At 62.7% G+C, this 15225-nt stretch carries 11 protein-coding genes and 1 pseudogene; 3 read left to right on the forward strand and 9 right to left on the reverse strand.

Annotated elements, in window-relative coordinates; all coding sequences use genetic code 11:
* Positions 1-1419: 1419 nt before the first annotated feature.
* On the reverse strand, positions 1420-2295 hold the full coding sequence (locus tag LMTR3_RS13410) for a host specificity protein (protein ID WP_141686580.1): 876 nt from the start codon (positions 2293-2295) through the stop codon (positions 1420-1422).
* 806 nt (positions 2296-3101) lie between these two features.
* Between LMTR3_RS13410 and LMTR3_RS13415 the strand changes: the two genes are divergently transcribed.
* The 3 genes from LMTR3_RS13415 (at position 3102) to LMTR3_RS38505 (ending at position 7029) form a co-directional block, all read left to right on the forward strand.
* Positions 3102-3965: an Effector protein NopP gene (locus LMTR3_RS13415; RefSeq protein WP_065745443.1), complete on the forward strand. Its 864-nt coding sequence runs from the start codon at positions 3102-3104 to the stop codon at positions 3963-3965.
* A gap of 592 nt (positions 3966-4557) precedes the next feature.
* Positions 4558-4965, forward strand: a complete 408-nt coding sequence (locus tag LMTR3_RS13420) for a hypothetical protein (RefSeq protein WP_065745672.1) — start codon at positions 4558-4560, stop codon at positions 4963-4965.
* A gap of 1887 nt (positions 4966-6852) precedes the next feature.
* On the forward strand, positions 6853-7029 hold the full coding sequence (locus tag LMTR3_RS38505) for a hypothetical protein (RefSeq protein ID WP_176721887.1): 177 nt from the start codon (positions 6853-6855) through the stop codon (positions 7027-7029).
* A 213-nt stretch (positions 7030-7242) separates the two neighbouring features.
* On the opposite strand, the pseudogene LMTR3_RS38900 reads toward LMTR3_RS38505, so the two are convergent.
* The 8 genes and pseudogenes from LMTR3_RS38900 to LMTR3_RS13455 all read right to left on the reverse strand — a co-directional run.
* Positions 7243-7458 (reverse strand): annotated as a pseudogene (locus LMTR3_RS38900) (type 2 isopentenyl-diphosphate Delta-isomerase); the annotation flags it as partial.
* Positions 7459-7486: 28 nt separating this feature from the next.
* Entirely contained in the window at positions 7487-8389 is a 903-nt protein-coding gene (locus LMTR3_RS13425; protein WP_065745444.1) for a terpene synthase family protein, read from the reverse strand.
* Complete coding sequence (locus tag LMTR3_RS13430) at positions 8386-9936, reverse strand: hypothetical protein (protein ID WP_065745445.1); 1551 nt, start codon at positions 9934-9936, stop codon at positions 8386-8388. The genes LMTR3_RS13425 and LMTR3_RS13430 overlap by 4 nt, the downstream gene beginning before the upstream one ends.
* A 305-nt stretch (positions 9937-10241) precedes the next feature.
* On the reverse strand, positions 10242-11240 hold the full coding sequence (locus LMTR3_RS13435) for a polyprenyl synthetase family protein (protein ID WP_065745673.1): 999 nt from the start codon (positions 11238-11240) through the stop codon (positions 10242-10244).
* A gap of 135 nt (positions 11241-11375) precedes the next feature.
* The gene (locus LMTR3_RS13440; protein ID WP_065745446.1) at positions 11376-12719 is read right to left on the reverse strand and encodes a cytochrome P450; all 1344 of its coding nucleotides are present in this window, start codon (positions 12717-12719) and stop codon (positions 11376-11378) included.
* Entirely contained in the window at positions 12719-13564 is an 846-nt protein-coding gene (locus LMTR3_RS13445; protein ID WP_065745447.1) for an SDR family oxidoreductase, read from the reverse strand. Before LMTR3_RS13445 ends, LMTR3_RS13440 begins: the two co-directional genes overlap by 1 nt.
* Positions 13551-13859, reverse strand: coding sequence for a ferredoxin (locus tag LMTR3_RS13450; protein WP_065745448.1), 309 nt, complete (start codon positions 13857-13859; stop codon positions 13551-13553). Before LMTR3_RS13450 ends, LMTR3_RS13445 begins: the two co-directional genes overlap by 14 nt.
* Before the next feature lies 1 nt (position 13860).
* Positions 13861-15150, reverse strand: coding sequence for a cytochrome P450 (locus LMTR3_RS13455; protein ID WP_065745449.1), 1290 nt, complete (start codon positions 15148-15150; stop codon positions 13861-13863).
* Between the last annotated feature and the right edge of the window lie 75 nt (positions 15151-15225).

A 15225-nucleotide genomic window follows, 5' to 3' on the forward strand; every position in this document is an offset into this window, starting at 1 on the left:
ATTCCTCCCGAAGCTTGTCGTAAACCTGCGGCCGCGGCTCGCCTCGCGACGCGTCAGGGACCTTTGACGACCGCAAACGCACCCGGCTGCTCTTCAGTACAGTCATCGCCGCCCGAGGGAATGAGCCCCGTTGAATGCCTGAATCACAAGGTGGCCATTTCGGAGCTTGATCCCGCGGTCGAATTCAGGAAGGTTGCGATCCTGGCATTACCATTTGGAACGGCGGCCCCGCGCGGCGAATGCCGCTAATCGGACAATCATAAGGCCGATTTTTTTCGAGACGGCCGTTTCTCTCTTTGCGCAGGGTGCCAGGTGAACCTGGTGAACGATCTCGGCAAGTCGCCGGACGAGCCAGGCTTCTCACAAGCCTCAGTCGCAATCGCTCATGATGTCCTTCGAGCCGACGAGCTCTCTGGTTACACTTACCAAGGCTAAACAGCTGGTGAAAGGATTCAGCGAGCGGCCGCGCCAACGCACAGTCGGGTCGGCTGTAACATGTAACGGCAACTGACGGCCACCCCTTACGCTTCCGCAGAATGCTCACCTCAGACACTTTATCGACGAACAGACCAATGTTCAAATTGCCCTTTGTACAGTTCTGATTGCCAGTCGTGGCGAGATCGCAGTACACATCATTGAAACGCTGCGCAAGCTTGGCTTCGCGCTGCGATCACTCGCGCAGTCTTGCAACATACTCTAGGACTGCTGCAACGATACTGAATTGAGAGCGATCGAAGCAGCCCTTGACTGAGCGGTCCACTGAACAAAAATGTGCAGGCAGAGCGTCGTGAAATGTCGTCCCAGCGAGCAAACTAAGATCAGCAATTGAGGGCAAGACATTTCGCTATCCGTGAAGATGACGTCTGGATGAGGCGCGGTAAGCGGAGCTGCGAGTAACTGACCCCTCCTCAGCTTGACTACGAAAGTGTCCAGACAATTGGTGGTATTGATCCACGAACAGCGCGATCTGGTTTGCATCACGTGCGCGTGTTTTCATCGATCTAGACCCAGACTTGTTTCATCCTTGCTCCTTCCCTAGCGCGCCAGCTTCGTTGAAGCCGCACATCGCATAGGCGGCAGCGACATTCGGCTTGGCCCGTTGCTGGGAGCACACCTCAATTGATCGTCCAGCGAAGCGCCCCGCAAGAATCGCACACCCCATCGATGACGCGTTCATATCTCGGAGAGTTTCCAATGACGCAAAAAGCACTCAGAGCAGCTGACTAGGGCTCCAAAGAAGCTGCTCTGCTGCCAAATTCGGGAACCACCGCCGCTTCAATTTATTCCGCTCGCGCGCCGCATCGGGAGCACACCCGCCGCGTGGCGGGCGCTCCCGTTGCAGCGCCTCATTCGCCCCGGTGCATGCCGCTATGAGAAATGGGCCACTTTTAGGTCAAACCGCACGCGTCGGGACGTCTGCTAGCCAGTCCCCGGGCCTAAGTTGAGCCGTTCGAAGTACCAAGAAGGATCGTCCCCTGACGAATCCGTTTCGATGTATTCTTCGCCCGAATATTCTTCGACACTTCCTTCGTTTTCGTCATCGCTACTCTCAGCTTTGGAGAGATATAGCTGAGGTTTGTCCACCCGCTGCCATTTTCCCTGCTCGTTCAGCGTCCACTTGTCGGGATGCTGCCTAGGGTCAAGCACATATTCGTTGTCATCTTCCTTGTCACCCACGTAAACAAAGCCCATCTGCTCTAGACGGGGCTTCACCTCATCGGTGGCAGGACGCGACATGACCAACGCTCGCTTGCCGTCGAGCCGAAGTTGATGTTCCAGCAGAACATCGCCTGCGTTCTCAACGAGCGGATGAGTAACCCGGAGACCGACAACGGACGACACGTGTTTTCGCCCAGGAAAGTGCCGCTCCCACGCCTCCCCTGCCATGCGACGTCGACCTTCGGTTTTTAGAAGGCCGACACTCTTGTCACCCAATTGATAGCTAAAATATCGCGCCTGGTCCGAGTCCTGTACGGTGGATGCGGCTCTGGCGACCATCGCTGCTTGCCCAGCCTTTTCGGAAACGAAATCCGAGTATTCTAGCGGGTTATCGGCTATGTGCTTGATGTCCTTACCGTAAAAATTTCTCAGTTCTTCCATGAATGACTTCCTGTCAATCTCATCGATGGGAGGTTCGGAAACGAGTGAGTACCGCCGTGTCGCCCCCGACGACGAACCAGCCGCCGCGTCGGCAAGCGTTTCCGTAAACCTTCGGCCATCTGCTGATGGCTCCGATTCATCGGCCTGGCTCGCGCTTGGAAATTCGCTGGAAGAACCAGTGATTCTGCTATACATGCGGCTCGCTCCCTATCGCAAAAGTTGCACCTACTGGCCTACTCGAAGACCTGTAGACATGATAGGCGCGCGAGCTGACAATAAGCTGACGCACATACGGGGTGCATCATCCTAGCCCGGTGCTCACGTTTTGCACGGCGAGGGGCGGCTGGCTTTTCCAGCAACGCTTAGCGATTCGCGGGAGATTCTAGCCGCCTACTTGGCGATTTCTGCATAGTCCAGGAGTTGTAGGCGCGGCGTCCAAGCGCCTTCGTGATCGGCAACTATCCGACTACTCTTACGGCGTAGTTGCTGGGCGCTTGGACCAATGCGGCGCTCGCTCTTGCCGATCGCGTCGAGACCCGGCTGATCCAAGCCTCGCCCGGCCGGCGCGCAACATCACCGGTATTGGATGTTGCGACAAACGCGACCAAACAGCGGAACGGTACACGGACGAAGCAGGATTCGGCAAATGACAATGTCCGTTGTTAAGCTGAAAGGCAGGAGGTCTATGTCGCCGCCAGCGCCGGATAATCGGCAGTGGCGCAGCCGACGTCGGGTCACTCAAGGGGACACGGCCGTTCTCTCCTGCGAAGAGAGATCAGGGCTGATCAACTGTTCATCGGATGCACTGTATCAATAATCCGCTCGCTCTTGTACGCCATCATGCGCGCGAGCGCTTCTTCTGCCGGGCAGATCCTTCCGTAAGAGGGCGCGCAGATAACGCCTGCGTCAGGCTGTCGTCAGCTTGGCTGACTATCAAGCCCGCAGGTTCTGGCCAGCCTGAACTCAGTGCGAAACACTAATCCGATAAGAGCGCAGAAGTCATGTATAGCCGAATCAGCGGCTCGTCCAATGTTCAATACGCTCCCCTTGGCGAGGGTGACGAAACGAGACCGTCAGCAACTAGCGCCGAGAAAACTGATGCGGACAGCCAAAGACCCGCGGACATGTTCGCAGAAATGCACTTAGCCGCGCCGGATTCTACCAATGGCTCATCTTCAGCAGAAACGCCGTTATATTCCCTCGCTCCCAGACCTCCAGTGGTGAAGATCGACAAGCCTTTATTTAGGAGAGAAGCGAAGCGCTTTTACGACGATGAAATCAAGCACATAGCGGCCAATCCACAAGAGTACTCGGATTTCATATCCGAAAAAGCCAAGCGCACCGCTCAGGTCGCCGAGAAATACGGCTGCACTAAAGATACCGTGCGCGCGCGATACTTCAGCTATCAATTAGGAAAGCAGAGTGTCGGGCTTCTAAGAACGGAAGGCGGATTCAGCATGACTGAGTTCGAAGGCGAAAAGTGGCGCGAACAGTTTCCTGAGCGAACCGAAATCACATCCGTTGTAGATCTTCAGATTACTCACCCGCTTGTCGAGAACGCAGGTGATATTTTGTTGGAGTATCAACTTCGACTTGACGGCGAACGACCGCTGCTCAATTGGCGTGCTGCCAATCAAGGGTCAAAAGCCCGTGCAGCGAAGATGGGATTCGTCGCGGTTGACGAGAACAATATGGTACTTGATCCTACCCAGTACCCCGACATTTGGATAAAGAACACTGCCGGTGAATGGCAGCGTAAAAACAACCCTCCACTATATCTCTCCAAAGCTGCGGGCGGTGAGAGCAGTAATATCGGGAGTGCAGCAAGTCCCGCCACGTACTCGTACGAGGATGACTTTATGTAGATCGAATGGGATCTTGTAGAGTCGCGACGGAGAAGACCGGATCTGACCGTGTCTTGTTTCCTGTGCAGCAATCCTCTTCAGGCTGGATCGCGTATGTGAACGGCTCCCGTGGCACAAGAGCCTTCATTGGCGACTATCAATCGTCTCGGCTGGTTCTTGGACGCTTAGCGCAATTCGGCGCTCCTCAGCTCGTCCGGACGCCTTAAGCTTGGCGCGATGCACCACGCCGCCCAACCAATGCGGTGACAATCGCCGTGACGGCATCAAATCGATTCTGCCGGCGGATTGTTTGGGAGGCCGACTTACGCCCAAGCCTTGCTAGCGCAGAAAGTTGTTAAGCTTTCGGTCTGCTTCTGGCGAGCACATCGTACTCACGCCGATGTCGTTGGTCCCGAACTTGTGCTGACCAGGAGGAACCGGCTTCGTTACGGCACCGACTTTGCGGATGTAGCAAAGTGATCATCGCTAGGACGCGGTGAACATTCTGTGAGCATTGGCCCACTGCGCGGGGCGGTTGGGCCTCACTTTTCGCATTCATGCTGATTTGGGTGTGAAGATTCGGCGTCCACTTCGACTAAGCATGGAGAAGAAGATGTTTCAACGATTGCTAAAGGCGCGCAGCGTTGTCTATTTCAAGGCCCGATCGACTAGTCGTGATGCCGAAACTGATCGTGCCCGTGCTACGTCCATTTTTCGTTCGATAGAGGACGCGCTGCAAGGCGCAATGGCCGAGCAAGCTGACCTAAAATCGAGTGTCGATGAAGCTTTGGCGCGGTCGGCAGTAACGTTGGGCAATGATTCCGATGAATATCTTACGCGCGATCCGGAAGATAACCATTATCAGAATTTGCTTGGTAGTGAAATAGCGGAAGGGGAAAGGCGGTTAAACGAGCTAGAAGTCACTATCAGGCATATCCAGTTTTTGAAGACCGCACTCGTCACGCGCTTTCCGGACTTCGGCTTCGGAGACAACACTCCTCATGCGAAAGATATCGGATAATAGTGGCTCAACAGGAACGTGGCCAGTTTCCTAGATTGGCGCTTTCCCCTGATCACTTGAGGTTGCATTGGGACCGGCGCAGGCTCGTTGATAAAGGGTGGGCCCGCCGCAGGGGAACCGGTGCGCCGAGGCTAGTTGGCGCCGCAGTGCGCAAGAGGGCCCGATAAGCGACAACTAGCGGCCATCGGTCGTCTGTACCGATCACGGGTTCGATAGCGGATCGGCGGCGAAGCTCGCGTTCGATGACTCCGAAGACCCTGTGCTTCTGGCCGAGATGAAGAGGCGTCGTGGGTTGGCCGTCGTGTGGCCGCGATAGCCCTTAATCACATAGGCGCGCTCGACTGTGCCGCCGGTGAGTTTCTCGGTGCCTCAATGGCATCACCGCGCGTGTGGAATACGGGTCGTAGGCCGAGCGATCGCACCCCCTTGGTCGGACAGCCCGTAGATGCTTGGGCAGCAGCAGTCCGATCAGGGAGCGGCTTGCGATGTCGGCTGGGCCTCGTCGAAGTAGAGCGGCGCGACCTCGCCATCAATCCAGTCCCAGTCGATCTTGCCTCGAGCTGCACCAACTCGTGCTTCAGGTTGATGATCTGATCCAGCCCGGCGCGAACCAGATCGCCCTCACCAGTCGTCTTTGGCTTATTCGGTTGCATCGCCCCTCCCCTGCATCACGGAATCACGACCATCGATTCGAGGGAATCTGGACAATAAATTTTACGAGCTTCCGAGGCCTCAAATCGCAAAAGTTTGCAATTCCGCCTTCGCCTCCGATCACGGCTTTAGGGATTCTTCACGAGCGACTAAGAAGTTCGAGCGGATAGCTTCACGGCACATTTCCGCTCCCTTGGTGAGCTGTTTTGGGCCATCGGCCAAGATAGTTTCGGCGACCCGCGGGATCGAGGTTGAGGGCGCGCTCTTCGATGAATTGAATTAGCGGCACGTAATTAACCACTATTGAGAGCATGCTCTCCCGTTGGCTGGCTGCGATGCCAACGTAATCCCATATCTCGAGTTCACACTTGCCCCTTCAGCGATCAGCCGTGCTGCAGATGCATCCCAACTGCTCACCTTGCTGAGGGAAATACTTTCAGCGCCCGTGACGACGTTAGCCGGTGCTAGAGGGCCGATTGAACCCCAATGCGAAAGCATTGTTGCTGCCTTGGCCGGCGTCATTTGCCCTCCATCTTGTCGTCCCAATCGTGTTCGGTTGCGGACGTTGATGTGGAGAATCCGACTACTGCAGCGAAATCATTCCACAGATTCTGCTTCGCGCGCGTGGTTTTTCTTCTTCAAGCGACGCGCAGAGCCACTCCGGCGTGTGGCCCGCCGATTGCTGAGATGAGGATTGCCGCAGTTAAAGGGCGGCGCGCTGGTCACCGACCTAGGAATTCACAATGAGACTTGTTCGATTGATCTTGATCAATGCGGCGTTGACGCTAGTCGTAACTGTACGACCGGCAGACATTGATGTGGCCGTCGCCCGCCAACTTAACGCACCGACCAAAGAAATAGCCTTGAGCATCAAGCGGACGGCTGCTTTGACTAAGGCAGCTGTGAGCTCGGGCGCGAATGGACAACCTACAACGACATCACGCAACGTGCGCAGCGTTGAAGAGCAGCGCTGACCGCGAAGCAGCGCTGGGGTTCATCGATCTCCAAAAGGCCTGAGGCTCACGTGATCATGGAACATTATGATTAGGTGCTCGAAGGGCCAGACCTGGACCGCATGTCGGCTGGAATCTGGCGGTATGACAAGGCTGACGATCAGCCTCACCAGCTCACACGCCCGTGATCCTGTCGGCATCGGGATCGCGACGTTCGCTTGACGTGGCGATCTTTGATTTGCTGGTGCCTAGTCGACTAACGCAGCGCAAGCATGGGATACGGATGACGCACTGGAGCAAACCAAAACCGCGCGTGATTGAAGGCGGCAAGGCCGATCGCGCATTGCATGCTGATACTTCACAGCCGCGGATGGTTTGGAACCCCTGGCGGCTTGCTGCGCTCCTCCTCAACGCGCTCCTGTGGGTCGGTATCTGCTGGCTCATCTACGCGTTCTCATGAGCGAGACGGCGCGCCAACGCGCCAAATTAGCGCCACAGGGATGGACGCGTTGCAAGCGCAATCTGGCATACACACCTGTGGTCATCGACTGACCTTTCTCAGCGGGTCGCGGCCTCAAGAATATTGAAGGCATATACGGACGCACGCCGGGTGGATTTATCGGTCACCAACGCAAGACGCCGCAATACGCTTCGCCATTGCGCCCCACGGACCCGAGGCGCGCAAGTCGATCTGCGTCAGGTCCAACTCGGGCAAGCAGTGTTCGAACCGGATGTACTCCCAGCCGGCGCGACCGTGGCCGGCGCCATTCGCCGATCCAGCAACGAGGTCCAGATGGTCGTCCTTGCGCCGGCTCAGGGCGGTGTCGCTCCTGCTCTCTCCATCCGTCGCATCGGGCGACGGCGTTGCGTCGGATCGGAGCGACGGCAGCGCGCGGACGCCGCCGCCTCCCGCGCGTTCAGGCCGGCGTACGCTGGCCTCCCCCCGCAGCGTCGCTGCGGTAGCGGCTGGTCGAGGTTTGGTAGTAATGCGCGCGGAGGGCCGCCATGGCCTCGATCAACGGTCCCCACGGCGCGGGAAAGCGTTCTTCCGCCATCACCCGGTGCAGCATGCGCGTATGGCCGGCCAGCTCGTCGTTGAGGAAGTCTATCACAGGCATAGCCGGATAGCGCTGCTGCAGCAGGATCGCCGCGTTGTCGGCCTCGCCGGCCGACCTGTCCTTGTCGCGTCCATGCAGATCATTCTGCAGGCGCCCTATCGCAGAGATGAGCCGCAGGACCTGGCGAAAGGTCGGACGCGCGCGTAAGGTCGCCATGTCCAGCCCCCACAGCAACGACAGGCAACAGAACACGTTCGCGTAGGCGATCGAATCGATGCCGTTGTGCAGGTACTCGGCGTAGGACCAGCGTTCCGCCCCTGCCGCCTGCGCGTGTCCGGCGCGCAGCGCTGCGCAGTAGCACCGGGTATCATCGAGAAGCTGAGCATAGTCGCGACGATCGTAGGCGAGCGCGGCCAGCGAAGCGCGCAGCACAGCGCAGCCCTCGAATCCGGGGAGCGCGCACGGCACGCCCTGCCCCAGCGCATGCTCTACCGCGGCGAGCTGCTCCGGCGCGATCAGGCCAAGGTCGTTGCAATCGTCGAGCCAGAACAGCAGCGCCAGTTCGCGATAGAACGCCACGATCAGCGTTTCGTCCTGCGGATCGCGGCCCGTGCGGGCGCTGGTGTCGCGCAGGCTCGGGTGGATGCGCTGCAGGATGTACTGGCCGCCCCTGACCGCTTCCTCGGCATGCTCGTCGGCGAACCCGGTCAGGGAACGCCCCCACTCCAGCACCTGCTGCAGCGCGCGTTCGGTCTGGATCATGGCGCCGCTCCTGCTCCCTCGGCCGGGACGCGCCGCCCCCAACGAAGTGCCAGCCACAACCCGGCGAGTTCGGCCACGCGCACGACCCTGGTGGGGCAATACAGTTCCTTGCCGATCCACAGCGGCGTCTGCGGCAATGCATGCGCCGCATGGCAGGCGAGCATCCACTCCAGCGCACGCGCCACCGCCTGCGCGATGCGCCGGCGCCCAGTCGGCTCTTCCCTCCCGTCCATCACGTGCAACGCGAACAGCGCATAGGCGGTTTCCTCGAATGTGGACGCGCGACCGGCGCCCCAGCCTCCGTTGTCGCGCTGCGCCTGCAGCAGCGCCGCCAGCGCGCGCTCGTCGCGCCACTGGGGCTTGCCTTGCGCCAGCGCAGCGACCGCATGCGCGGTGGGATACAGCCACGAAACGTGCCATTTTTCGTTGTCCCATAGACCGTGCGGGTTGCGATTGGCCTCGACGTAGGCGCTGGTGCCGGCGGCGGGCTTTCCCAACAGTCGCAACGCATGCAGGGCATGAATGTTGGTCGACACCGAGGCATTGCGCTCGCCGGGGAAGGTGACGAACTTCTCGCCGATTTCGAAATGGCGCAACGCATCGACCGCCCCGTCGCGGCCTGCAAGGCGCAGGACGCACAACGCAACGGCGGTGTCGTCCGCATCGGCCGCGAAGTGCAAGGCCGGGCCCAGACCGCGCACGCTCAGGCGGGCGTCGAGCTGCGCGACGATCACGCGCACCGCCTCGGCGAGCGCGGGATGCGCGAACAGCCCGGCCAGATGCAGGGTGTACAGCGACCAGCATGGCTCGAACACATTGATCGGCCAGACGTTGGGAACGACACCTTCGATGCCGCTGCGCGTCGCCCGCGATGCCGCCTGCAGATACGCGTCGGCGCGCCCGACCTGCGGCGTGCTCCCCTGTATCACGGCGTGCGCACGCCACGCGGCGGTGGCCGCCGGACTGATGCCGATACTGCCGACGTCATCCGGGCATGCGGTGGTCGGCGACGTCCCCCAGGCTTCCCAGGAGTGCAGCAACGGATGGCCGCTCGGCAACGTCGCCACCGCCGACAGCTTGACCAGGCACGCTTGCCGCAACGGCAACAGCGCCGGGTGGCGCGGAAACGCTACGCCGCCCAGCAAGGATGCGGCCTCGCCGCAAAACTGCGGCAGGATCAGCTCCGCGCCGATCGGCGCGTCTTCCGGCACCGCATGCGCGTAGGGATCGGGCTGGCGCTGGAGGAACCGGGTTGCAGCCTGGACTGCGTCAGCAGCGCCGGGAAGAGAATCGGCACGCTGCAATGCCAGCAACGCCGCCCACGTGGGCGCATGGCGGAACAGTGGGAAGTCCGCGCTTCCCCATCCGCCATCGGCCTGTTGCTTCGCGATGAGCCATGCGTATGCGTCCTGCCGACCGGTGACGTTGCCGTGAAACTGCAGAGCTCGCGCCGTGTCGTAGACGGACGGACCGACGCTACCGCCATCGCTCATCTCGCTCAGCAGGTGGCGCAATTCGGAAAGGATCTGTTCGGACAGCGCGTTCACGCAGGATGTTCCTTCTGCAGATGGTTGACGAGAACCAGGATCGGGCAGACGCCGCGCACGTCGCCGCAGGCCCGTCGCGGCCCCGCGCATGGGCAGCACCGGACGGCCGCCTGCTCCGGCGCGGCGACGCGGCCCGATGCTGCGCCGGTCCGCCGCATAGGCTTGCGCGCAGTGCGCCGCGTGCGCCGCGGCCGTGCTGGGCAACCGCTGCGATCGGCGGTGCGGACTCGGACACAGTGCAGCATGCACCGCTGCCGCCTGCCGATCGCAGCGGCACAGGGGCGACCCCATGCGGACGGGCTCGCTCATGCGCATGGCGCATGCTTGAACAGATACGCGTTGGCCCGCTGCAGCATCTGCGCCAACCTTTCCACACGGGGCCCCAGCGGGGCGATGGCCTCCCAGGCGTCGCGCAACAGATCCAGCGCGAACTGGCGTGCTGCCTGCAGTCCCATGATCGACGCGCAGGTCGGCTTCTGCGCCGCCGCGTCCTTGCCGGAGGTCTTTCCCAGCGTCGCGGTATCCGCTGTCACGTCGAGAATGTCGTCGATCACCTGCAACGCCAGGCCGAAACAGGCGCTGTAGCGATCGAGCGCACAGTACAGCGCAGCGTGCGCGGCATCCTCCGCGATGACGCATAGCGCGCCCATGCGAACGGACGCGCGCACTAGCGCTCCGCTCTTCATCCGGTGCATCGCCACGATCCTGTCCAGCTCGACGTACTTTCCAACCAGCGACAGATCCATGGCCTGCCCGCCTGCGGCACCCTCGGCGGACACCGCCTGCGCCAGTTCGCGCACGAGCGCGATACGGTTGTCGCCCGGCGCATCCAGGCTCGCCAGGGTCAGGAAGGCGTGCGCCTGCAGCGCATCTCCGACCAGGATCGCAGTAGCTTCGCCGAACTTGACGTGCACGGTCGGAAGGCCGCGGCGAAGCACGTCGTCGTCCATCGCGGGCAGATCGTCGTGGACCAGGGTACAAGCGTGCATCATCTCGATGGCGGCGCCGACGTCGTCGAGCATGTGCGCCGGCGTGTCGGTCAGTGCGCCGGCAGCCAGACAGAGCAAGGCGCGGGTGCGCTTCCCGCCATGCAAGGTGGCGTAGCGCATCGCCGCCATCAGCTCGGTCTCACCGTCATGTTCGGCGCAGAGAAGACGCGCCAGCACCTGTTCGACCCGCTTTGCGCCGTCCTGCATCCAGATCTCGGGCAGCAGCCCGCCGGATGCGCCGCGCGCCTGCGCGCCCAATCCGCCGAGCGCGGAATCACTAGTTCTGTCGCCCTGTGGCGTGGAACCGGTCTGGATGTTGTTCACGTCCTTGTCCCTCACAAGCAAGCCGCCGAGGTGTTGTCAGCGTCGCACCCCTGCGCGCGCGCCGAGTGCAGAAGTGCCGCGCGTCACCGGCGCTGCTGCCTCGCCACAGGGACACGCAATGCCAGCTCATGAGAATCCGATGCGGATAGTCATGGACGGATGTGCGGTCGGGTAATAGCGCCGGCCTTTTTCGACGCCGCTCAGCAACCGAGGCCGCACCCCGGCCTCGTGCATGGTCAGCGCCAAGGCGATGCAGAACTGCACCAGTTCCAGCCATGCCAGGTGGTAGCCGATGCAGACGTGTGGGCCGGTACCGAACTGCAGCATGTCCAGCGGCCGGATCGGCTCGGTGCGTTGCAGCCACCGCGCCAGCCGAAACTGATCAGGCGCCTCGTGCAGCAGCGCCGAGGTCGAGAAATGCAGCAGCGGGATGCACAGATCGGTGCCCGCGGGAATGCGCCGTTGGCCGAGTCGCAATTCACGCAGTGCGCGACGCACCAGGAGCGGCGTCGCCGGATGCACGCGCAGCGTCTCGCGGAACAGCGCCTCGGCGACCGGACACTGCGCCAGATCCGCGTGCCGGGTCGGCACCGCGCCCACGCGTTGCGCCTCCTCGACCAGGGCGTCCCACAGCCCAGGCTGCCGCGCCAGCTCGATCACCATCCAGGCCATCGTCGAGGCGGTGGTGTCGTGACCACCAAGCAGCAGCAAGCGGATATTGGCGACCAGGACGTCATCGGAAAGCGCATCGTCGCTGCGATCGAAGGCGCTCACCATGTCGTTGATCAACCCGGTGCGCGAGGCATGTTCGCGCGCGGCGCGGACGAACCCGCGCAACCGCGCATCGATCCAGTCGCGGGCGGCGCGGCCGCGCCGCAACGGCAGTCCGGGCAGGTCGACAGGGGGCGCGACGATCAACTGCAGCAGTTGCCGGTACTTGCGATGCCATCCCGGCAGGTCCTGCGCGGGGATTCCCACGAGACTGAAGATGAGCTTGAGCATCAGGTCGCCGGTTTCGCGCAGGATGGTTACGTCGCCGCGGTCGCGCCACGCCTGCACGCGCGCCCGGATGATGGGCGCGAACAGCTCGCCGATGCCGGCCTGGGTCAGCCCCTTGGGCAGGAGCGCCGCCTGGATTGCATCGCGCGCCTGCCGGTGCGCGATGCCGTCCTGGGCGACCAACGTTCCGCCAAACAATTCGGGCGCGATCTCTTCGATCAGCGCCGAGGACACGTCCTTGTGCCGGAGCAGTGCGAGAGCATCCGGATCCAGACTGGTCATCAAGTGTCCGGCAGGGCCGAAATCCAGCCAGAAGTGGCTGCCCAGCGTCCGTTCCGCGCGCCGCAGCAGGCGCGGCAGGTCGCAGACGACGGCGGGAAGATGCCCGACCAAGGGGAAAGCGCCGGGCACGACCGGGATGTCGTGCCGCAGCCGATGCCGACGGTTCAGCGGGTTGAGCAGCATGTCCATCAGCAGCGCGGCGACGCGTCCGCTTCGGCGGTCTCGCCGGAAGGCCGCGCGGCGCGGCTGTTGCCACCGTCGGCGTACGTCGGCACATGCGCCAGCATGCCGCCGTCGATGCACACGACCTGGCCGGTGATGAACGCAGCATCGTCGGAGAGCAGGAACGCCACCAGCGCGGCGACGTCGTCGGGGCGGCCGACGCGCGGCAGGAGCTGGTGCCGGCGCAGATGCCGTTGCGTGCACTCGTCCAGCTTGGCGAGGAGACGATCGGTCATGATGAGACCCGGCGCAACCGCGTTGCAGCGGATCTGCGCATGACCGTACTGGGTGGCGAGCGAGGCGGACAGCATGTTCATCGCCGCCTTCGATGCGGCGTAGGATGTCTGCGCGGTGTCACCGCTGAGCCCCTGGCACGACGACATGTTGACGATCGCGCCACCGCCGCGGGCGATCATCCGTGGGATGGCCTGCCGGCAGCAGAGCAGCGTGCCGCGCAGATTTGTCGCCATTGTCTGATCCCAGACCGCCAGGTCCAGGTCGAGGATCGCGCGGTCGCGCGGAGTCAGATGCATGGCGCTCGCGTTGTTCACCAGCAGGTCGACCCCACCGAAGTGCCGCTCCGCCGTTTCGAACAGCACTGCCACCGCCTGCGCATCGGCGATGTCCATGGCCAGGGTCAGCGCGTGGCCCGCTTCGGCCGCGATCTGCGCGGTGCAGGCGATGGCCGCCGAGCCATCAATGTCGGCGACCACCACTCTGCCTCCCTCGCGCGCGATAGCGAGGGCGCATGCCTTGCCGATGCCGGCGCCGGCGCCGGTCACCACGGCCACCTTGCCTTCAAACCGTCCCATCGTGTCCTCCTGGATTGCGTTGGTCTTTCGCGGCATGCCGCTCGGCCTCCGCCGGAGAAGGCGCAGGGTCGGCGCTGGCGTGCTCGTCATTGCCAGCGTCGCTTTCGATGACCCGAATGGCGGCGACCGGGCACTGGCTCGCCGCGAGCCTCACGGCGGCGTGCAGCGCCTGCGGGACCGTCGCCACGCACACTTCGGCCACGCCGTCCGGTTCGCGCTGGCAAAAGGTGCCTGGCAGCGTGAGCACGCACTGCCCGCTGGTTCCGCACAGATCCTGGTCGACCACGACGCGCATCTCAGCTCCCCTGCGCATGCAGCCGCACCGGCAGCGCGCGGAACGTCCGAAGGAACGCGGAGGGCTCCCGGATCGGCTGATCGGCCAATGCCAGCGTGGGGAAGCGGGCCTGGATCCGCGGCAGGCTCTCGGCCAATTGCACCCGGGCCAGTTGCGCACCGAGGCAGAAGTGAATGCCGTGGCCGAAGCTCAGCATGATCTTCCCGTCGGTCGACATGCCTGGACTGGTGCCGTAGAACCGCGCGGGATCGAAGCGATCGGGATCGTCGAAGGCGTCCGGGTCGCGATTGCCGGACGCGATCAGCACGCGCACGTCCGCGTTCTTCGGGATCACCACGCCGCCCAGTTCGATGTCGCGCTGGGCGATACGCGGAATGGAGCTGAACATCGCGGGCGCGTCGCAGCGCAGGACTTCTTCGACGAATGCCTTCACCCCCACGGCGTCTCCCTGCAGCCAGTGCCGCTGTTCGGGATACGCCAGCATCGCCAGGACCGCATGGTCGATGGTCGCAGCAGTGGTGGCGAAGCCGCCCAGCAGCATGCCCCACAACATGCTGATCAACTCCGCATCCGACAGCGTGTCGGCATCATCGTCATGTGCGCCGACCAGCATCGACACGATGTCGTGCCGGGGATCGGTGCGCTTGCGCTGTATGAGGCCGCCGAAGTAGGCCTTCACTCTGGCACTGGCCGCGTCCGCCGCGGCGAGCTGGGGATCGCTGGCGTGCGGGCTCAGGCCTTCCAGAATGGCGCCGATGCCGGCGGCGAGCCCGAACATGTCGTCATGGGGCATGCCAAACAGTTCGGCGAAGACCAGCATGGGCAAGGCCAGCGCGAATTCCCGATGCAGGTCCACGGCCTCCCCGCGCTCCAGCGCGGGCGCCATGCCGTCCAGGCGCGCGGCGACGATGCGCGCGATGCTCGGCCGCAGGTTGTCGATCTGGCGCATGGTGAAATCGCGCGAGATCAGCCGGCGCAGACGCGTATGCGTCGGTGGGTCCTTCATCGCTAGCGTGGAGGCCAGCAGATTGAGCGACAGGCTGGTCGCCGCACGCGGGAAATAGCGCGCCAGTTCGCCCGGCGCCGGTCCCCGAAACGCATCGCCCGTGGCCTTGAGCGCCCAGTAGATGTCGGCGTGGCGGCTCAACAGAATGAGGCCCGACGCCGCGCGATGCACCGGATCGCACTCGCGCAACCACCGCATGAACGGATACGGGTCGTGGATGCACGCTGGCGACGCCAGTTCGGCGAAGGCGTCCCGGCATGCTGCCGTGGCTTCTTGCACGTCCATCTTGGTTACCTGTTGGCTGGCTGATCTGACCGGCGCGCGCCAGGCGCGCCGGCAAATTGCGGAAAAGATCGCGAT

It is taken from the genome of Bradyrhizobium sp. LMTR 3, from assembly GCF_001693485.1.
Taxonomy (GTDB): Bacteria; Pseudomonadota; Alphaproteobacteria; order Rhizobiales; family Xanthobacteraceae; genus Bradyrhizobium.